This is a genomic window from Acidiferrobacter thiooxydans, from assembly GCF_003333315.1.
Taxonomy (GTDB): domain Bacteria; phylum Pseudomonadota; class Gammaproteobacteria; order Acidiferrobacterales; family Acidiferrobacteraceae; genus Acidiferrobacter; species Acidiferrobacter thiooxydans.
Genome location: NZ_PSYR01000002.1, coordinates 447,863 through 467,018, shown reverse-complemented (window position 1 = coordinate 467,018; position 19,156 = coordinate 447,863). Strand labels below are relative to the sequence as shown.

Annotated in this window: 17 protein-coding genes and 1 pseudogene; 9 read left to right on the top strand and 9 right to left on the bottom strand. The window is 65.3% G+C overall.

The genetic code is table 11. The features are described 5' to 3' along the window. Positions 1-52: 52 nt before the first annotated feature. Both clpA and clpS read right to left on the bottom strand, forming a co-directional pair. On the bottom strand, positions 53-2,314 hold the full coding sequence (gene clpA, locus C4900_RS09195) for an ATP-dependent Clp protease ATP-binding subunit ClpA (protein WP_065970642.1): 2,262 nt from the start codon (positions 2,312-2,314) through the stop codon (positions 53-55). Between the two features lie 37 nt (positions 2,315-2,351). Continuing rightward, positions 2,352-2,669, bottom strand: coding sequence for an ATP-dependent Clp protease adapter ClpS (gene clpS / locus C4900_RS09190; protein WP_065970643.1), 318 nt, complete (start codon positions 2,667-2,669; stop codon positions 2,352-2,354). 249 nt (positions 2,670-2,918) lie between these two features. Here clpS and C4900_RS09185 point away from each other — a divergent pair, with 249 nt between their 5' ends. Further along, positions 2,919-3,122: a cold-shock protein gene (locus tag C4900_RS09185; protein ID WP_065970644.1), complete on the top strand. Its 204-nt coding sequence runs from the start codon at positions 2,919-2,921 to the stop codon at positions 3,120-3,122. Between the two features lie 54 nt (positions 3,123-3,176). On the opposite strand, the gene C4900_RS09180 is transcribed toward C4900_RS09185, so the two are convergent. Genes C4900_RS09180 through icd form a run of 4 tightly spaced genes read right to left on the bottom strand, consistent with a single transcriptional unit; the run spans position 3,177 to position 9,968 of the window. After that, a complete protein-coding gene (locus C4900_RS09180; protein ID WP_065970649.1) occupies positions 3,177-6,227 on the bottom strand; it encodes an efflux RND transporter permease subunit in 3,051 nt (1,016 codons plus the stop codon). After that, entirely contained in the window at positions 6,224-7,303 is a 1,080-nt protein-coding gene (locus tag C4900_RS09175; RefSeq protein WP_065970651.1) for an efflux RND transporter periplasmic adaptor subunit, read from the bottom strand. Before C4900_RS09175 ends, C4900_RS09180 begins: the two co-directional genes overlap by 4 nt. Next, positions 7,273-8,700, bottom strand: coding sequence for a TolC family protein (locus C4900_RS09170; protein WP_141689291.1), 1,428 nt, complete (start codon positions 8,698-8,700; stop codon positions 7,273-7,275). The genes C4900_RS09175 and C4900_RS09170 overlap by 31 nt, the downstream gene beginning before the upstream one ends. 32 nt (positions 8,701-8,732) lie before the next feature. Then, positions 8,733-9,968, bottom strand: a complete 1,236-nt coding sequence (gene icd / locus C4900_RS09165; protein ID WP_065970656.1) for an NADP-dependent isocitrate dehydrogenase — start codon at positions 9,966-9,968, stop codon at positions 8,733-8,735. Positions 9,969-10,055: 87 nt separating this feature from the next. Between icd and C4900_RS09160 the strand changes: the two genes are divergently transcribed. The 3 genes and pseudogenes from C4900_RS09160 to mnmA all read left to right on the top strand — a co-directional run bounded on the left by C4900_RS09160 (position 10,056) and on the right by mnmA (position 12,154). Then, positions 10,056-10,610, top strand: a complete 555-nt coding sequence (locus C4900_RS09160; RefSeq protein ID WP_065970657.1) for a pseudouridine synthase — start codon at positions 10,056-10,058, stop codon at positions 10,608-10,610. After that, positions 10,600-11,043, top strand: coding sequence for an NUDIX hydrolase (locus C4900_RS09155; protein ID WP_065970658.1), 444 nt, complete (start codon positions 10,600-10,602; stop codon positions 11,041-11,043). The genes C4900_RS09160 and C4900_RS09155 overlap by 11 nt, the downstream gene beginning before the upstream one ends. Continuing rightward, positions 11,040-12,154, top strand: a pseudogene (gene mnmA, locus C4900_RS09150) (tRNA 2-thiouridine(34) synthase MnmA). The gene C4900_RS09155 and the pseudogene mnmA overlap by 4 nt, the downstream one beginning before the upstream one ends. Here the strand turns inward: mnmA and C4900_RS09145 are convergent. Beyond that, positions 12,083-12,703: a uracil-DNA glycosylase family protein gene (locus C4900_RS09145; RefSeq protein ID WP_065970661.1), complete on the bottom strand. Its 621-nt coding sequence runs from the start codon at positions 12,701-12,703 to the stop codon at positions 12,083-12,085. The pseudogene mnmA and the gene C4900_RS09145 sit on opposite strands and share 72 nt — an antisense overlap. 23 nt (positions 12,704-12,726) lie before the next feature. On the opposite strand from C4900_RS09145, the gene purB reads away from it, so the two are divergent. Genes purB through C4900_RS09130 form a run of 3 tightly spaced genes read left to right on the top strand, consistent with a single transcriptional unit; the run spans position 12,727 to position 15,370 of the window. Beyond that, positions 12,727-14,127: an adenylosuccinate lyase gene (gene purB / locus C4900_RS09140; protein WP_114282980.1), complete on the top strand. Its 1,401-nt coding sequence runs from the start codon at positions 12,727-12,729 to the stop codon at positions 14,125-14,127. 32 nt (positions 14,128-14,159) lie between these two features. Further along, entirely contained in the window at positions 14,160-15,077 is a 918-nt protein-coding gene (locus C4900_RS09135; RefSeq protein ID WP_065970664.1) for a DnaJ C-terminal domain-containing protein, read from the top strand. After that, positions 15,074-15,370, top strand: coding sequence for a chaperone modulator CbpM (locus C4900_RS09130; RefSeq protein WP_065970666.1), 297 nt, complete (start codon positions 15,074-15,076; stop codon positions 15,368-15,370). The genes C4900_RS09135 and C4900_RS09130 overlap by 4 nt, the downstream gene beginning before the upstream one ends. 32 nt (positions 15,371-15,402) lie before the next feature. On the opposite strand, the gene C4900_RS09125 is transcribed toward C4900_RS09130, so the two are convergent. Further along, positions 15,403-15,972: a hypothetical protein gene (locus C4900_RS09125; RefSeq protein WP_065970668.1), complete on the bottom strand. Its 570-nt coding sequence runs from the start codon at positions 15,970-15,972 to the stop codon at positions 15,403-15,405. Positions 15,973-16,112: 140 nt separating this feature from the next. Here C4900_RS09125 and C4900_RS09120 point away from each other — a divergent pair, with 140 nt between their 5' ends. Continuing rightward, a complete protein-coding gene (locus C4900_RS09120) occupies positions 16,113-18,248 on the top strand; it encodes a VTT domain-containing protein (RefSeq protein ID WP_114282978.1) in 2,136 nt (711 codons plus the stop codon). Next, positions 18,194-18,946, top strand: coding sequence for an endonuclease/exonuclease/phosphatase family protein (locus C4900_RS09115; RefSeq protein WP_170132491.1), 753 nt, complete (start codon positions 18,194-18,196; stop codon positions 18,944-18,946). The genes C4900_RS09120 and C4900_RS09115 overlap by 55 nt, the downstream gene beginning before the upstream one ends. On the opposite strand, the gene C4900_RS09110 is transcribed toward C4900_RS09115, so the two are convergent. Continuing rightward, complete coding sequence (locus C4900_RS09110; protein WP_065969904.1) at positions 18,936-19,145, bottom strand: CDGSH iron-sulfur domain-containing protein; 210 nt, start codon at positions 19,143-19,145, stop codon at positions 18,936-18,938. The genes C4900_RS09115 and C4900_RS09110 overlap by 11 nt on opposite strands. Between the last annotated feature and the right edge of the window lie 11 nt (positions 19,146-19,156).

Here is a 19,156-nt window from a genome sequence, read left to right as displayed (position 1 = left end):
CAGGCCCTGCAGGGGTGATCGCGGCGCCCGCTCCCTGGTCCTGACGACGAGTCTACTCCTGTACGCCCACCGGCTTTTCGGCATAATCGAAGATGAGGCCGTCGTTTTCCTCCCGCACACTCACAGCGCCGCCATTAGCGAGTCGCCCGAATAGAAGTTCATTGGCCAGCGGTTTTTTGATCCGCTCCTGTATGATCCGTGCCATCGGCCGTGCGCCCATGGCGACGTCGTAGCCATGGCGCGCAAGCCAGGCGCGCGCCGAGGGTTCGACGTCGATGGTTACGCCCTTGTCTTCAAGCTGCCCCTCGAGCTCGACTACGAATTTGTCGACGACATGGGCAATGGTCTCCGGCGACAGGGCCGCAAAGCTTATGATGGCATCAAGTCGGTTGCGAAATTCCGGGGTAAAGGTCTGCTTGATCGCAACAAACTCCTCCCCGGCCTTCTCCGATGGCAAAAAGCCCATGCCCGAACGGCCCATCTGCTCGGCGCCGGCATTGGTGGTCATGACGATGATCACGTGCCGGAAATCCGCCTTGCGGCCGTTATTGTCCGTGAGTGTGCCGTGGTCCATGACCTGCAGCAATAGGTTGAACACCCCCGGATGGGCCTTTTCGATCTCATCTAGCAACAGCACACAATGCGGGTGCTTGTTGATGGCGTCGGTCAACAGTCCGCCCTGATCGAAGCCAACGTAGCCCGGTGGCGCGCCGATGAGACGCGACACCGTGTGCCTTTCCATGTATTCGGACATGTCAAAACGTACGAGCTGCAACCCCATGATATAGGCAAGCTGGCGCGTGACCTCGGTCTTGCCCACCCCGGTGGGGCCCGAGAACAAATACGATCCGATCGGCTTGTCGCCCTCACGTAATCCCGAGCGCGCCATCTTGATGGACGCCGCCAGCGCCTCGACCGCGGCATCCTGGCCGAACACCACGAGCTTCAGGTCGCGCTCGAGATTGCGCAGCGCCTCGCGATCCGACGTCGAGACATGCTTTTGCGGGATGCGTGCGATACGCGCCACGATCTCCTCGATCTCGGGCACGCCGATGGTCTTCTTGCGGCGGCTAGGTGCCGTCAGATGGACGCTGGCCCCGGCCTCATCAATCACGTCGATGGCCTTGTCCGGTAGATGCCGATCCCCTATATAGCGGCTCGACAGTTCGACTGCGGTACGCAGCGCCTGCTGCGTATAGCGCACGCCATGGTGCTGCTCGAAGCGCCCTTTCAGTCCGCGCAGGATCTGCACGGCCTCTTCCACCGAAGGCTCCGGCACGTCGATCTTCTGGAACCGGCGCGAGAGCGCGCGATCCTTTTCGAAGATGCCGCGATACTCTTGATAGGTGGTCGAGCCTATGCATTTGAGTTCGCCAGACGCCAGTGCGGGCTTCAGCAGATTGGAGGCGTCCATCGCCCCTCCCGAGGCCGCGCCCGCCCCGATGATGGTGTGGATCTCATCGATAAAAAGGATGGCGTTGTCCTGCTTCTTCAGATGGGTTATGACCGCCTTCAAACGCTTCTCGAAATCCCCCCGGTATTTGGTACCGGCGAGCAGCGCCCCCATGTCAAGCGCATAGATGGTGCTATGCGCCAGCACCTCCGGCACATCACCATCCACGATCTTCTTGGCGAGACCCTCGGCGATCGCGGTCTTGCCGACCCCGGCCTCGCCCACATATAACGGGTTGTTTTTGCGGCGCCGGCAGAGGATCTGCACGGTACGGCTCATCTCCTGGTCGCGCCCGATCAAGGGGTCGATCTTTCCGAGCCGCGCCTGTTCATTCAGGTTGACGGCAAACACATCCAGCGCCCCGCGCTCGTTAGCAGTGGTCCCCTCTTCCTGCTCCTCGGACGCCGACAACTCGTGCCCCTCGCCCGGCACCTTGGAGATACCATGCGAGATGTAATTCACGACATCGAAGCGGGTGATATTCTGCTTTTGCAGGAAATAGACCGCATGCGACTCTTTCTCGCTGAAAATCGCCACCAGCACATTCGCGCCCGTGACCTCCTTTTTGCCCACCCCCTGGACGTGCAGCACGGCGCGTTGAATGACGCGCTGAAAGCCCAGGGTAGGCTGGGTCTCGACCTGACTGCCGGGGGCGAGCGTCGGGATGTTCTCGCGCAGGAAGGCAGACAGGCTACGCCGCAACTCCTCGATATTCCCCCCGCAGGCGCGCAGCACGCGCGCCGCGCTCGGGTTGTCGAGGAGCGCGGCCAGGAGATGCTCGACGGTAATGAACTCATGGCGCTTCTCGCGAGCCTCCTGGAAGGCCATGTTCAGGGAAAATTCGAGTTCCTGGGATAACATGGGAAGGAACACCTCCAAATCACGTAAGTACCGACCCCTACTCCGGCTCTAGCGTGCACTGCAAGGGATGCTGATTCTCGCCAGAGAAATTGGTCACTTGTCTTACTTTAGTCTCGGCGACTTCCCTTGTATATACGCCGCATACACCCACGCCGCGTTGATGCACATGCAGCATGATGCGCGTCGCTTCCTCGCGGTTCTTGTTGAAGAACCGTTCGAGCACGAGCACCACGAAGTCCATCGGGGTATAATCGTCATTCAGGATAATCACCTTGTAAAGGGGCGGTAAAGCGACCTTGGGCTTGGCCTCTTGGACATCGAGATCCGCCACACCCCCAGGGCGCCTATCCGCCATGACCGGCCCGTCCTGCTTGCACTCAGACCTCCTTCACCATTACGCCGCCATGACGCGATTTTCTGCCGATCGCACGCACGCGTCCAGGGCTCATTCACCCCCTTTCGTCGCCCATCTTGACTTGACAAAAGAAATGCGCATGAATAACGACGGGCTCGCTTCATAGGCCTTTATTAGAATTACCTAAAATATGACCCGTTTTCAAGCACAGCATTGCGGGCGACACGCTATCAGTAGGGGGATCATGGCATGGCAACAGGTATTGTGAAGTGGTTCAATGCAAGCAAGGGATACGGCTTCATCTCACCGAGCGCGGGGGGTGACGACGTGTTTGCCCACTTCTCGGCCATTCAGATGGACGGCTACAAGACCCTGAAAGAGGGCCAGGAGGTCGAGTTCGAGGTCCAGCACGGCCCCAAAGGACCCCAGGCGTCCAATATTCGCGCGGTCTGACACCTAGCAGGTTGGATCATAACACCTTGAAACCCGGCCCGGCCGGGTTTTTTGTCACGATTCGGACGAGCGGTAGCGAATACCCCACGACAGGAACAGCGGCAAGGCCACCAGCGCGAGCGGCAGCTGCACCAGGAGACCGGATATGATGGCAATGGCGAGTGGCTGCTGCATGGCCGAGCCCTGACCCCAGCCCGAGGCGAGCGGTAGGAGCGCCAGGATTGCCGCCAGCGTGGTCATCGCGATCGGCCGCAGCCGGTTCTTGCCGGCCGCGATCAGGCACTCCACGACATCCCCCTCACCCACGTCCTGATACTCGGAGTAGTAAAAGATCGCGACCTCGGTGACGATACCCACCACCATGGTCATGCCCATCATCGACGAGATATTGAGTTCCGTCCCTGTCACCCACAGACCGACGAATACCGCCGATAGCGCCAGCAAGGTGGTGGCCATCAGCGCAAAAGTCACGAGAAAGCGCTCGTACAGAAAGAGCAGCAGCAGAAACACGAGCGCCACGGCCGCCACGAACACCGCCATAAGGCCGGCGAACGCGATCTGTTGTTGCACATACACGCCACCGAGCGTGGCATAGACCCCAGGAGGCAGAAAGTTGCGGCGCGCCATGAGCCTCTTCACATCGTGCATCACCCCACCGAGGCTGCGTCCGGCGATGCGCGCGGTGATCGGGATCATGCGCTTTAGGTTGTCGCGCGCGATCTCCGGCTGGCCGTTCAGGCGCCGCACCACGGCCACCGCACGCAATGGAAACAGGCGGCCGTTGGCGGCGCGCAGCCGTAGGTCGCGAATGGCGTGCAAGGACCGGCGCATCGGCCGCGGCACCCACACCCGCACCCCGATCATGCGCACGCCGCGTTGCACGTCGGTCGCCACCGTGCCGTTCAGATACGCGGCGAGCTGGCGCGTGACACTCTGTGGGTTCACGCCCTCCAGGGCCGCCTTGGCGCGGTTGACGCGGATCTCCACGGCATCGCCGGCATAGACGATGCCATCGCGCACGTTCACGATGCCGCGAATACGCCGCAGGCGCGCGGCAATCTCCGGACCAAGCCGCCGTAAAAGCGGGCCGTTGCCGGAAAATACCTTGATCTCCACCGGTTGCGGGGCGCCCGTCAGATCGCCGATCAAATCCTGCATGGGTTGATCCATGCTGATTCTGAGACCCGGCACGCGTTCGTGGATCGCGCGGCGCACATGCGCCATGATGCGCCATACCGAGGGCCGCGGATAGGGTTTCAGGAGCACAAAGAAGTCGCCTTCGTTGGTGCCCGTAATGCCGCCGCCGAGCTGTAGGCCGGTGCGCAGGGAATAGGTTCGTATGTTGTGATCGGCGAGCAGGATCTTCTGTACCTTGTCGAGCAGGCGTGCGGTCTCGGTGAGCGAGGTACCAGGCGCGGCACGGTAATTCAACACAAAACCGCCCTCGTCCATCGACGGCATGAATCCCGAACCGGTGAGCGCAAAGCCCGTGACCCCAAGCCCTACGAGCGCGACGATGGCCAGCAACAGCCGCCGTGGATCCCGGAACATGGCGCGCATGAGGCGCTCATAGAGGGCGTGCGCCCGGCGCGTCCAGGGCCCCTCCTCGCCGGCCTCAAGATCGCTTGCCTTCAGGAAATGATCGGCAAGGATCGGCACCGCCAGCCAGGCGACAAAAAATGAGATGATGAGACTCGCCGCCATGGTGAGCGACAGGGCCCGGAAAAAGGCCCCGGTGACGCCGGACAGGAAGGCAAGCGGCGTGAAGATGATGATGGTCGAGGCCGACGAACCCACGAGCGGACGGGTGAATTGGCGCACCGCGGTCATGACACGCTCCGGGCGCGCGGCCGTGGCGCCCCGCTCATGGAGCCTGCGCATGATGTGTTCGAGCATGACGATGGTGTCGTCGATGATAAGACCGACCGATGCCGCCATGCCTCCCAAAGTCATGATGTTGAAGCTCATATGGAGCGCGAACAGCAGCAGCATGGTGGCCGCAAGCACGCTCGGCACGGTAATCAGGGCGATGAAAGTGATGCGCACATTGCGCAAAAACAACAGCAACACGAGCGCCGCCAGCAGCGCGCCGATCAATACCGCGTCACGTACGCTGTGCGCAGCGGCCTGGATCAGTACCCCCTGATCGTACCACTTGCGCACATGCACACCACGCGGAAGACCCCGCTCGAAGCGCCGCAGCACCTTTTTCACGGTGCGCGTGATGGCCACCGTATTGCCACCCGGCTGCTGGTAGATCTGCACGCTGACCGCCGGTTGCCCATCGGCCACCACCTGTGTCCATTGGGGCTTCAGGGCGCGCGCCACCGTCGCCACCTCGTCGAGCCGTACGATGCCATTGCCGCCCGAGCGCAGCACCGTGCGGCGGATATCCCGCAACCTGTGGAGCCTGGTGTTGGAGATCACGAGATAAAAGCGGTAGTTCTCCTGGAGGTGGCCTACGGTGCGCAGGACATTACTATGCGCCAGGGCGCGCGCGACATCGCCGATGGTGAGCCCATATTCGGCAAGCCGCGCGGGATTGACGGTGACACGGTACTCCTCGGTGCGCCCGCCCAGGACGCCCACGCGCGCCACCCCCGGGATCGCCGATAGCAGCGGGCGCAACTGGTAACGGGCAATGTCCCGCAACGTGACCTGCGACACGCGGCGCGAGGTGAAGGTATAGGCCAGCATGCGAAAGATCGTCGGGCGCATGCGCCGCACCTGAAAGGTGGTATCGGTAGGCAGGCGGCGATTGATCTCGGCCAGCGCCGCCTGAACCTCCAGCGTGGCGGTCGTCATGTTCTCGCCCCAATGGAAGTTGATGAAAAAATCCGCGCTGCCGCGGCTTGTGGTGGAGCGCACCCCGACCACCCCGGGAATGCCGCGCACCGCCTCCTCGACCGGATAGGTGACCTGGATGAGCATGCGCTTGGCGGGGCGGTCGCCGGCATTGGCATAGATCTCGACGCGCGGAAAGGCGACGTGCGGAAACAATGCCACCGGCAGCCGCGTGCCCGAATACACCCCACCCAGGACCAGGAGTGCCATCAGAAACAACAAGGAACGCCTGTGGCGCTGGATCCAGCCACTCAGGTTCATTTGGACACGCGCACCGGCATCCCCGGCGTGAGTTCATAGTTGCCGCGCACCACCACCGGCATGCCCACGGCAAGGTGTCGGGCCACGACCTGGGCGACACGCCCGTTGTGCGGCCCGAGCGCGACGCGGTGCGGCACGGCACGGCCATCGGCCACCGTATACAGCATGAAGTGATGCCCGGACGGCAACACCGCCGAACGCGGTACCAGAAGCCCTGCCGCCGAGACCGCCGTGAACCGGCCCTCGACATACTCGCCCAACAGATAGGAGTTGGCGCGCGGCAGCGTCACGAATACGTTGATCATGTGGGTCGCGGGGTCCATGACCCGCGATATCACAGACACCAGACCATGGATACGCTGAGATCCAGTTCCTTCAAAAGACGACAGGCGCACGCGCTCGCCCACGCGTATGCTCGGCACATCCTCGGGCTCCACCCCGAGGCGCACCTCCAGCCGATCGCCGGCGATCAGGTTGATGAGCGCCTGCCCGGGATTCACGATCGAGCCTTCCTCGACGGCGATATCGCTCACGACTCCCGTGACCGGGGCCGGAACCGTCATGTGCTGATGCAAGCCCTCGGCATGAAACACGCGCAGCGACAGCCGCGCGGCGTCGAAGGCCCGCTCCGCGCGCAAAAGGCCGCTGCGCGTGGCGAGCTTTAAGCGCAGGCGCATGCGTTCCTCGCGCAACGCCAGGCGCGCCAGACGAAAGCTGTTCTCGGCGCGTAACAGCCCAAGCCGCGCGGTGGGACCGGGAGTCACGGCCAGCAGGGTCGCGCCCTTGCCGACGCTCTGACCGCGATTTACGAACACCCGCGTGACCGAGACCTCGAAGGGCTCCACGAGCGCATGCACGGCCCACGGGGCGGGCACGACGCGCCCGTAGGCCACGAGGCGCGTGATGACCGGACCGCGGCGTATGGGGGTAACGCGTACGGTGGCAGTCGGCGGTTGCAGGGCGCGACGGGGGCGCGCGGACCGCTGCGTCAATGACCACGCGACACCCACGGCCGCCACCACGATCACAAGCCCGAGCACGCGCCTCAAGAGCGGCCGGCGCAGGTCCTTGGCCATTCAAACCTCCCGCTCGCGGCCTCGACGGCCACCGCCAACTGAGCGCGCAACGCGCGATCCTGCAACAACACCAGGCGCTGCTTCACGAGCTGCCCAAGAAGCTGATAATAGGTGAGCGCCGCGATCCGGTGTTTGGCGAGCGCCACATGATAGAGTCTCTCGAGATGATCGAGGGCATGGACGGCCGATTGCGTGCTGCGCATCTCGCGCCGCAGATAACGCATGCGCATGATCAGCCGGTGGATACCGGCGCGCGCCGCGAACAGATGCGCCGCATAGGCGCGAAACAGCGCCCGGCGCGTGGCGCGCGCCTGGGCGATGGCCCCCTGATTGTGATTGAAGATCGGCAGCGCCACCGTGATACCGGCCCCGAGGGTATTGATGTCGCTCGTATCGCGGGCGCGATCGACGCCTATGGTGATGGCCGGGAACTGCCCGGCAATGGCTGCACGCAGCGCCGCATCCTCGCTGGCGTAGCCCTTGCGCAAGGCCAGCAGATCGAGCCTGCGGCGGGCGAGACCGCGCAGCCAGGGCGCACTCCGCAGGCAGTCGCGTCCCGGGGCGGCATGCGCCTCAGAACGCGCCAGCCGCAGCGGCGCATGCGCCCCCACCCCGAGCAGTGCGCGCAGCGCGAGCGCAAGACTTGCCAGGTGCTGACGCACCTTGAGGGACACGACCTCGGTCTGGCGCAGGGCCAGACGCGCGGCGCCCGCCACGCCCAAAGTGACATAACCGGCGGCCTCGCCATCGGCGAGGATCGCCACGCTATGGCGCAACGCGCGGATCTCGCGCGCGAGCAGGCGCCGCTCGGCGCGGCCCATGATCAGGGCGTAGGCGAGCGCCTTGGCACGCGCCGCCACCTGCCATTCCTGCCAGGCAATGGCGAGATCCACAGCCTGCGCGTGCAGGCGTGCACCCTTGACGCGTGGCGCGCGCGTCACCAGGGACTGGATGGGAAGACCAAGCGCTGTGCGAAACGCCCGGGTGAGGCCGGCCCCGGAGAGCGGCACACCGGTGCCATAGGAAAAGACCGGATTCGGTAAAAGCCCGGCGCTCAGTACCTGGGCGCGCGCCACCGCCTCCTGGGCGCGTAGCGCGCGCAGCGCCGGGTCACCCACCACCGCCACGACCGCCGCCAGATCCGGGGTCAGAGGCTGTCCCTTGTGTACGATCAGCGGCGGCAGGGACGGCAGTAATAAGTGCGCGCGCCGCACCCATAAGGTGGTCGCCGGGCGCACGGCCAGCGCGGCCTTGACGGCCTCGGGCGTAAGCGGCCGCGCACGATAGTGCGCACAGCCGGCCAGCACCAGCCACAAAAGGCCCATGCACCACGCGATCACGCGCCCCACCCCGCCCGAAAGATCTGCTCGTACTCGTTGTGCGTCTAGCGCTGCCACCCGACCCTCATCGCGCACGACACTCCCGGCTCCTAGGCCATGAACGATACGATCGCGTCCCCGAAACCCGAACAACTGACCTCGGTGGCCCCTGGCCGCAGCCGCGCGAGGTCGTAGGTCACCCGGCCCGCCGCCAATGCCCCGCCGATACCGCGCACGATGAGATCGGCGGCCTCGCCCCAACCGATATGACGCAGCATCATCTCCGCCGAGAGGATGAGCGACGAGGGATTTACCTTGTCCTGACCGGCATAGCGGGGCGCAGTCCCGTGCGTGGCCTCGAACATCGCCACGCCGTCCGAGAGGTTGGCGCCGGGGGCCATGCCTATGCCCCCGACCTGGGCGGCCAGGGCATCGGAGATGTAATCGCCGTTCAGGTTCAGGGTGGCGATCACGCTATAGTCTTCCGGGCGCAGCAGGATCTGTTGCAAAAAGGCGTCGGCGATCACGTCTTTGATCACCACCGAGCCACCGTCCGGACGCGGCATCACAAGCCGGCCGTCGTGCCAGACGGCCCCGAACTCGCGCTGCGCCAGATCCATGCCCCATTGCCGAAACGCGCCCTCGGTGTACTTCATGATATTGCCCTTGTGCACGAACGTAACCGACGGGCGGCGGTGGGCGATGGCATATTCCAGGGCCTTGCGCGCGAGCCGCTCGGTGCCTTGCTGCGATACCGGCTTCACGCCGATCCCCGAGGTCTCGGGGAAACGGATCGAACGCACGCCGAGGGTGTCGATCAGAAACGTTATGAGCTGGCGCGCCTCGGGTGACTGCGCCGGCCACTCGATGCCGGCGTAGATATCCTCTGAGTTCTCCCGGAAGATCACCATGTCGGTCTTCTCTGGCTCCTTCAACGGGCTTGGGACGCCGGCAAAGTAGCGTACTGGGCGCAGACACACATAGAGATCGAGTTCCTGGCGCAATGTCACGTTCAGGGATCGCAATCCCCCGCCCACGGGCGTGGTGAGCGGGCCTTTGATCGATACGACGTATTCGGCGATGGCCGCCAAGGTCTCCTTGGGCAGGTATTGACCAGTGCGCGCATGGGCCTTCTCGCCAGCATAGATCTCGTGCCATACGATGGCACGCGTCGGCCCGTAGGCCTTGGCCACTGCGGCATCCACCACCCGGCGCATCACCGGCGTGATATCCACCCCGATGCCATCGCCCTCGATGAATGGGATGATCGGATGATCCGGGACCTGGAGACGCAAATCCTCGCTCACCGTGATCTTGGCCCCGAGCCCTGCCTTGTCAGTCGTCATGCGGTCCTCGTTTTAGGCGCGACCCGTCGCGCGGTATAATGGATATTAGCTGGGATTGTAGCGGACCTTGGGTCGGCAGGACAGATTATGGCGCACCTCATTCTCTTCAATAAACCCTACGGCGTGCTCACGCGCTTCACCGATCCCCACGGCCGGCGCACGCTCAAGGACTACATACCGGTACCGCACGTCTATCCCGCCGGCCGTCTCGATCTCGATTCGGAGGGACTCATGCTGCTTACCGATTCCGCGGCGCTGGCCACGCGTATCACGCGTCCCGGCCGCGGCTGGCCCAAGACCTATTGGGCACAGGTCGAGGGCGTGCCCGATGAGCGCGCGCTTGCGACGCTCGCCGCCGGGATCGTGCTAGACGGCGTGCGCACGCGACCGGCGCGGGTCTCGGCGCTGGCCGAACCGGCGCTGTGGCCGCGCACCCCGCCGATCCGTGTGCGCCTCTCGGTACCCACGAGCTGGATCGCGCTCACGTTGCGCGAGGGCCGCAACCGTCAGGTGCGGCGTATGACCGCGGCCGTCGGCCATCCGACCCTGCGCCTCGTACGCTACGCCATCGGTGACTACACCCTCGATGGTCTCGCCACCGGGGCCTATCGCGCGCTGGAGGCATATCGGGATGTCCCGTGATATTCACGTGACGGTCGCCGCGATCGTGCAACGCGACCAACGCTACCTGCTGGTCGAGGAGATGGTGGCAGGGCGGCTGGTCTTGAATCAGCCGGCCGGCCATCTCGAGGCACGCGAATCCCTGGTGCAGGCGGTGGTGCGCGAGACCCTGGAGGAGACCGCGTGGGAACTCATACCGCGCGCACTGCTCGGCGTCTATCACTACGAGGGACCTGCGGGCATCACCTATGTGCGTTTCGCCTTCATCGGCGACGTCGGCCACCATCACCCGCAACGGGCCCTCGATACCGGGATACGACAGGCACTGTGGCTTACGCGCGCCGAGCTCATGGCACGCACCGCCGACCATCGCGGCCCGCAGGTGCGCCGCGCCGTGGACGATTACGAGTCCGGGCGCCGCTATCCGCTCGACACGCTCGTGCCGTGCGTATGAAGGGGCATGTCGTGGTGGCGCTCTCGGGCGGGGTCGACTCGGCGGTGGCCGCCGCCTTGCTGCTGGAGCAAGGTTATCGAGTCACGGGGCTTTTCATGAAGAATTGGGAGGACGACGATCGCGACGGGTTTTGTCCATCGGCGGAAGACTACCAGTCCGCGCGTGCTGCCGCCCTGCATCTGGAGATCCCCTTGCATGCCGCCAACTTCGCGCAGTCCTACCGTGACCGGGTGTTTGCCCGGTTTCTCGCCGACTGCAAGGCCGGGCTCACCCCCAATCCCGATGTCCTATGCAATCGCGAGATCAAGTTCGACGTGTTCTGGCGCCATGCCCAGGGCCTGGGCGCGGAGTTCATGGCCACCGGCCACTATGCGCGCGTGGCACGCTGCGATGGCGGGCTGCGGCTGCTCGCGGGGCGCGACCCGGACAAGGATCAGAGCTACTTTCTGCATACCATAGACCCCGCCATCCTGCCATTCGTGCGCTTTCCCATCGGCGACTTCACCAAGGCCGAGGTACGCGAGCGCGCCCGCGCGCTCGGCCTTACCAATGCCGAGCGCGGCAGCAGCAGTGGCATCTGCTTTATCGGCGAGCGACGCTTCGCACCGTTTCTCAGACGCTACCTGAAGGCCGTACCCGGGCCGGTCTATACCGTGGACGGCGAGCCGAAGGGGTCTCACGAGGGGCTCATGTTCTATACCATAGGCCAGCGTCAGGGCTTAGGCGTGGGGGGCCGGGGGCCGCCTGGTATGTCGCCGACAAGCGACTGGCCGACAACGCCCTCATCATCGCCCAGGGTGATGGCCACCCGAGCCTGTATAGATCCTCGTGCCGCACGGCGCCCGGCCATTGGCTGGGCCCGCCGCCCGCCCTCCCTTGGCACGGGCTCACCAAGATCCGTTATCGTCAGTCGCTTCAGGAGGTGCGTGTCGATGCCGACGGATCGCCCTCGGCAGGGCTCCTGTTGACATTTGCCAGACCGCAACGCGCCGTCACCCCGGGACAGTCGGCGGTGTTCTACGATGCCCGGGGGGTGTGCCTAGGAGGGGCGGTGATCGCCCCTGCGTCCGCCCCGAAGGACCTCGCGCACCCGATCTCTCAGCACGGGTAGGATCTCGGCGGCAAACCACGGATGGCGGGCGAGCCACTGATTATTGCGCCCGGAGGGGTGCGGCAGGGGCCATAGCGCGCCATAATCGGCGCCATGACGGACATGCCAGGAGACCCCGAGGCGGGCATCACAGCCGGCGAGGTGGTAGGCTTGCGCATAGCGGCCGATGAGCAGCGTGAGCGCAACATCCGGCAGCAGCGCACGCAAGCGCGCAAACCACAAGGGGGCGCAATGCCGGGGAGGCGGGTGGTCGCCGCGCGGGCCCGAGCCCGGATAGCAGAGGCCCGTGGGGATGATGGCGAAATCGGGGCCATAGAAGGTTTCGCGATCGATACCGAGCCATACCCGCAAGCGGTCCCCGCTCGGGTCGTTCCAGGGGATGCCGGTGTCGTGCACGCGCCGACCCGGCGCCTGGCCCACGATCAGGATACGCGCGCCCTCGGCGACCTGGATGATAGGGCGCGGGCCACACGGCAGATCACGGCACGCGCGACACGCGCGCACCTCGGTGGCGAGCGCCTGCAAGGGCGAAAGGACAAGGTCCGTCACGGACCCAGGATAAACGACAACGCATGATTGCGGCTAGACGCCGGAAGGACATTTGTGAGCGAACTCTCTGCACTCTCCCCCTCGATGGCCGCTACGCCCGCGACACGCGCGCATTGGCGCCGATCTTCAGCGAATGCGGCCTCATGCGCGCACGCCTGAAGGCCGAGATCGCCTGGCTCGTGGGCCTAAGCGACGAGCCGGGGGTTCCTGAGCTGGCGCCGTTTTCGCTGGCCGCACGCGAGCGGCTCGCGGCGCTGCTCGCGAATTTCGATGAGTCGGCGGGGGCCGCCATCAAGGCCATCGAGGCGCAGACCAATCATGACGTCAAGGCCATCGAATACTACCTGCGGACCTTCATGAACGATCATGAGGATCTGAGGGGCGGCGGAGAATTCGTCCATTTCGCGCTCACCTCGGAAGATGTGAACAACGTGGCGTACGCCCTCATGGCGCAGGCCGGGCGCGATACCGTCCTCATCCCGGCGCTCGATGCCCTCATTGCCGGCCTGGATGATCTCGCGCGCGCCACCGCCACGATCCCCATGCTCGCCCGTACCCATGGCCAGCCGGCCTCGCCGACCACGGTCGGCAAGGAGATCCGCGTGTTCGTGACGCGTCTTACACGCGCACGCGCCGGGCTTCGCGCAGTCCCCTTGCTCGCCAAGATGAACGGTGCGGTGGGCAACTACAATGCCCATTATGCGGCCTATCCCGAGGTCGACTGGCCACAGGTGGCCTCCCGCGTCCTGGCCGGCCTTGGGCTATCCCAGAACCCCCATACGACACAGATAGAGCCACACGACGGGCTGGCCGAGCTCTGCCATGCCATGGCGCGCGCCAACACCATCCTGATCGATCTGGCGCGTGATCTGTGGGGCTATATCGCGCTCGGTTATTTCCGGCAGAAGACACGCGCCGGCGAGGTCGGTTCATCGACCATGCCCCACAAGGTCAACCCCATAGATTTCGAGAACGCCGAGGGCAATCTGGGGCTCGCCAATGCCCTCCTCGACCATCTCGCCGCGAAGCTCCCGATCAGCCGCTTCCAGCGTGACCTCAGCGATTCCACGGTGCTGCGCAACATGGGCAGCGCATTCGGTTACACGCTGCTCGCCTATCGGGCGTGCGCGCGTGGGCTCGCCAAGCTCACAGTCGACGAACCGCGTGTGCGTGGCGACCTCGACTGCCACGTGGAGGTCTTGACCGAGGCCGTACAGACGGTCATGCGTCGCTACGGGCTTGCGGGCGGCTACGAGGACTTAAAAGACCTGAGTCGCGGCCGCACGCTCACCGTCGAGGACCTGCGCGCCTTCATCGACGGCCTTGCGCTGCCGCCGGAGGTGCGCGCGGCCTTGCGCGCACTCACCCCGGCGACCTATGTTGGCAATGCCCCGACTCAGGCCCATGGCGAGCCGAGACCTTGAAGACGCGCGTTGGCGCCCGCAGATAAGGCCCCATGCACTATCGCGACTATTACCGGATCATGGGGGTAGAACGGACGGCCAGCGCCGAGGACATCAAGCGCGCCTACCGCAAGCTCGCCCGCCGCTATCACCCGGACGTGAGCAAGGAGCCCAAGGCCGAGGAGCGCTTCAAGGAGATCGGCGAGGCCTACGAGGTGCTGCGCGACCCGGAAAAGCGCGCGGCCTACGATCGCCTCGGCAGCCAATGGCAGCCGGACCAGGATTTCACGCCGCCCCCGGGCTGGCAGCGCACCGCCCATGGGACGGCGGCCGGCGGCCATGTCTTCGAGGGAGACAATTTCAGCGATTTTTTCGAAAGCCTCTTTGGGGGCGGGCGGCGGGGCGCTGTGCGGGGTTCGGATGAGGTCGCGCACCTGACTATCACCCTCGAGGAGGCGTTCCACGGGGCCACGCGCCCGTTGCGCCTCACTATCCCAAAGCAGGATGCCCGCGGGCGTCTGGCGCCGGAGACGCGCACACTCAACGTGCGCATCCCGAAGGGTGTCCAGCAGGGCCAACAGATCCGTCTTGCCGGTCAGGGCAATCCAGGGCCGGCGGGTGCCGGGGACTTGTATCTCGAGATCGCCATCGCGCCGCATCCCCTGTACCGCATGGATGGCCGTGACCTCTATCTGACAGCGCCGGTCAGCCCCTGGGAGGCCGCGCTCGGTGCCCGCCTCAAGGTCCCGACGCTCGCCGGGACCGTGGAGCTGCGCCTGCCGGAGGGCTCACAGTCCGGTCAGAAGCTGCGATTAAAGGGGCGCGGCATGCCGGGCACGCCGCCTGGTGACCAATACGTTATCATCGAGATCGTCAATCCCAAGGTCGATAACGAACGCGCCCGCGAGCTCTATCGCACGCTGGCCCGCGACCTGGCCTTCGATCCGCGCGCGCATTGGGGGGCGACATGAGCGACATCCTTGAAGGCCTACTCTTAGACGAGTATGCAGTGGTGACTCGCGCCGAGCTCTGCGGCAGCGGTCGGGTGACCCCTGAGGAGCTCGACGCGCTCGTCGCGCTCGGCCTCCTGCCTACACGCGCTGATGGATACCCGGCGACCTCTGTTGCCCTGGTTCGGCGTGCCGCGCGCCTGAAACGCGGCCTCGACACCGATTGGGAGCTGGTCGCGGTGATCATGGATCTGCTGCATGAGATCGACGCCCTGCGTAGCGAGGTACGCCGTCTGAAGGCCCACCAGCGCTAGCGGCCGGCCTGGGGGCAGACTGCGCGATCGCGCTAGCGCCGACGCAGCCCCGGTATACCGGATACCGGCGTGTGCGCGGCCATCGGGTACCCACATCCGCAGCGTTCGGCCCCGGCGGCGACGGGCGCCGTGCAATGCGGGCACAACGTCGCGGTGGCCGCGACTTCCGCCCCGAAGACGTAACCACAGGCGCAGCGCCCCACGTCCTTGGGCAAGGTTGCCGTACACACAGGACACTCCTTGTCCGCTGTGGCCCGTTGCGGGGGCTCGTCACGGACGGCTTGATGGTGGCCATCGCGATAGGCGGCCCACTCGCGCCCCAAGGCCTCTTCGTCGGCCAGGGCAAGTGCCAGCGCCCGCTCCTGCGCGCGGTCCTCGGGGTGGAGGGTGACGGCGCGCCGCAGGCGTTCGACCTCATCGTGGGCCTGTTTATGGCGCGCCGCGAGGTACTCCCCGTACAGCCGCTCCTGATCCTCCTCGGTCTCGCTTGCCAAGACCTCGGCGTAGCCACAAAACGGGCAGGCGCGGGAATCCCGTGCGTACTGGCGGGCGCACGAGGGGCAGGGCTTGCGGTATAAAGTGGAAATCGCGTCTTCCGTCATGACACCTCCTCCACCCTCAACTATACAACGCCGACCCCGCTTGTGAAGGCGCGCTCGTCGGCTGGGCCCGGCCGCGGGACGGCGCTGCCCGTCCGTCCGCACGATGGTCACGATGCTTAAGGCCCTCTAGGCTTACGGCCATGGATACCTTGTTTGCCGAAGGCCGTAACTGTTGGCGTATCGTGAACGCTGAGGCGGTCGCCTTCTTGATTGACGGGGAGGCCTATTTCCGAGCCTTCCAGGAGGCCGTGAGTGCCGCCGAGGACATCATCCTGATCTCTGGCTGGGACGTCGACAGCCGCATGGCGCTCGACGGGACCTACGATGGACGCCTGAACAACCGCCTTGGTCCCTTTCTCGACGCCCTCATACGGCGCAAGCCCAGGGTGCACGCCTTTCTCCTGAACTGGGACTTTTCGTTGATCTTTGCGCTCGAGCGCGAGCCCTTTCCGGCCTTCAAGCTCGGCTGGCGTACCCATAAACGCCTGCATTTCCACCTCGATAGCCACCATCCTCCGGCCGGCTCGCATCACCAAAAGATCGTCGTCGTCGACGACCGCATCGCATTTGCCGGCGGGCTCGATCTCACCATCCAACGCTGGGACACACGCGCCCACCGCGCCCACGATGGGCGCCGTACGGGTCCTGCCGGACGCCCCTACGCACCCTTCCATGACGTCCAGATCGCAGTCAGTGGGGCAGCCGCGCGCGCGCTCGGTGATCTTGTGCGCAGCCGTTGGTACGAGGCCACCGGCGAACACATCCCGGCCTGTGCGGCCCGCCCATCCCCCGCCCCCTGGCCGCTCTCAGCGGCGCGGCTCCTCCATCGTGTCCCGGTCGCTATCAGCCGTACCCAAGGCCCCTACGAGGGGCGCGCCGGGGTCAATGAGATCCGCCAGCTATACCGAGACGCGCTCGCGCGCGCCCGTGAGGTTGTCTATATCGAGAACCAATATCTCACGGCGGCCGCCGTCGGTGACGCCCTGTGCGCGCTGTTGCAGCGCGCCGATCCACCCGAGATCATCATCGTCTTGCCGCTCAACGTCCCCGGCTGGCTGCAGCGCCATACCATGGGCGTGCGGCGCGCCCGCCTGTTGGCACAGCTGCGCACCGCCGACCACAAGCATCGCCTGCGCGCCTGTTATCCGGTGGTCCCGGGACTAGTCGGCGACAGCGTCAAGGTCCATTCCAAGGTCCTGATCGTAGACAACACCTTCGTGACCGTCGGCTCCGCCAACCTCAACAACCGCTCCATGGGTCTAGACAGCGAATGCAACGTCAGCATCGACGGCCTCCGGGATCCTGGCATCGCGACGGCGATCGATACCTTGCGCTGTGATCTCTTGGGGGAACATCTGGGATTATCCGAGGCCGATGTCCACCAATGCCGGCGAGGGGCCGGTTCATGGGCCGCCGTGATCGACGCCCGACGCCATGCCCCGCGCCACCTGGAACCGCTCCCGGACGGCACACAGGAGGCGTTGTCACCCTTGGCAGACAGCCTCATCGCCGATCCCGAAGGACCGGTCGCGGCCCCTGAACTCATAGCGTCTTATGTACCCGAGTCCGCGCGGGTCCATCTCGCCGCGCGCCTTTTACGCAATGCCCTGATCTTGACCGGGTTCGCGACACTCGGCGCCCTCTGGCACTACACGCCGCTGCATGTCTGGCTGGACGTACCACGGCTCATCGCCTTGCTGCGCACTGCGAGCCGTTACGCGGCCGCCCCGTTGGCCTTGTGGGGCGCCTATCTGATCGGCGGGCTTTTGTTCTTTCCGGTGACACTGCTCATCGTCGTGACCGCGCTCGCGTTCATGCCGCCCCAGAACCTGCTGTATGCCTTCCTGGGCTGTCTATCGAGCGCCTCATTGAACTACGCCCTCGGGCGCGTCCTCGGCGGCCGCATCCTGCACCGCCTGGCCCCGCGCGCCTGGCGTGAACTGCGTCATAGGCTTCGGCGCCCCGGTCTTGGCACCATGATCCTTGTGAGCACGGTGCCGATCGCGCCGTTTACGGTCGTCACCGTCGGGGCCGGCGCCCTCAAGGTCCGCTATCGCGATCTTGTCATCGGCACCACCGTCGGTGTCGCCCCCGGAATTCTCGCGTTCACCCTTTTTACCCGCAGCCTGGCCTCGACCCTGGATCATCCGGCCGCCAAACACATCCTGTTGCTCGCCGTCATCGCCGTGGTCCTGGCGACCCTTGCCTTATGGGCGCGAAGGTGGCTCGCCGAACACTTCACCAAGCCTGGATCGACGGCCTGCGCCCGGAAGTGACCGTGCATTTCCGGGTCGTCTCCTACAACATCCATGGCTGCGTCGGACGCGACCGGCGGCGCGATGCCGACCGCATCGCCGCATCCATTCGCGAATTCGCCGCCGACGTGGTCGGCCTGCAAGAGGTCGATACGGATTCCGGTCCGGGGCTCGACAGCAGCCAGATGGACTACCTTCCGCACGCCACTGGCCTGCACGCGGCGCACGGCCCCCTCCTGAGCCGCCACCATGGCCACTATGGCAATCTCATTTTGAGCGCGCACCCGATCCTCGCCGTGCGGCATATCGATCTTAGTATCGGGCGTCACGAGCCGCGCGGGGCCCTCGACTGCGATATCGCCTTACGCGACCGCGAGTTACGTGTGGTCGTGACCCATTTCGGTCTGCGCCCGGCCGAGCGGCGCGCACAGGCGGCACGGCTCATGGCCGCGCTCGCACCAGATTGCCATCGACCGCTCGTGGTCATGGGAGACTTCAACGACTGGCTTGCGCGTGGTCCATCGCTTGCGCCGCTGCTCGGACAGCTCGGCCGACGCGCAAGCCCGCCCACCTATCCCGCGTTCTTTCCGCTGCTGCCGCTCGACCGCATCTTCGTATGTCCGACCGAGGCCCAGGTGACCATACACGCCGAGAATTCCTCAGCGGCACGCGTCTGCTCCGATCACCTGCCGCTGCACGCGAGCGTTATCATTCCGTGAAGGAGGCCGCGGTCTGGGCGGCCTGAAATCCGATCTTCACATGCGTACCGTCGCAAAACGGCTTGCGTTGCGAGGCCCCGCAGCGGCACAGGGCCACTGGTTTCCCGGCCTCCACCGGGAACGGCGCGCCGGTCTCATCCACGATCTCGGCGCCCACGACGAGATAGGGGCCATTGGCCTTCACAGTGATCTTGGTCATTTCACGCCCTC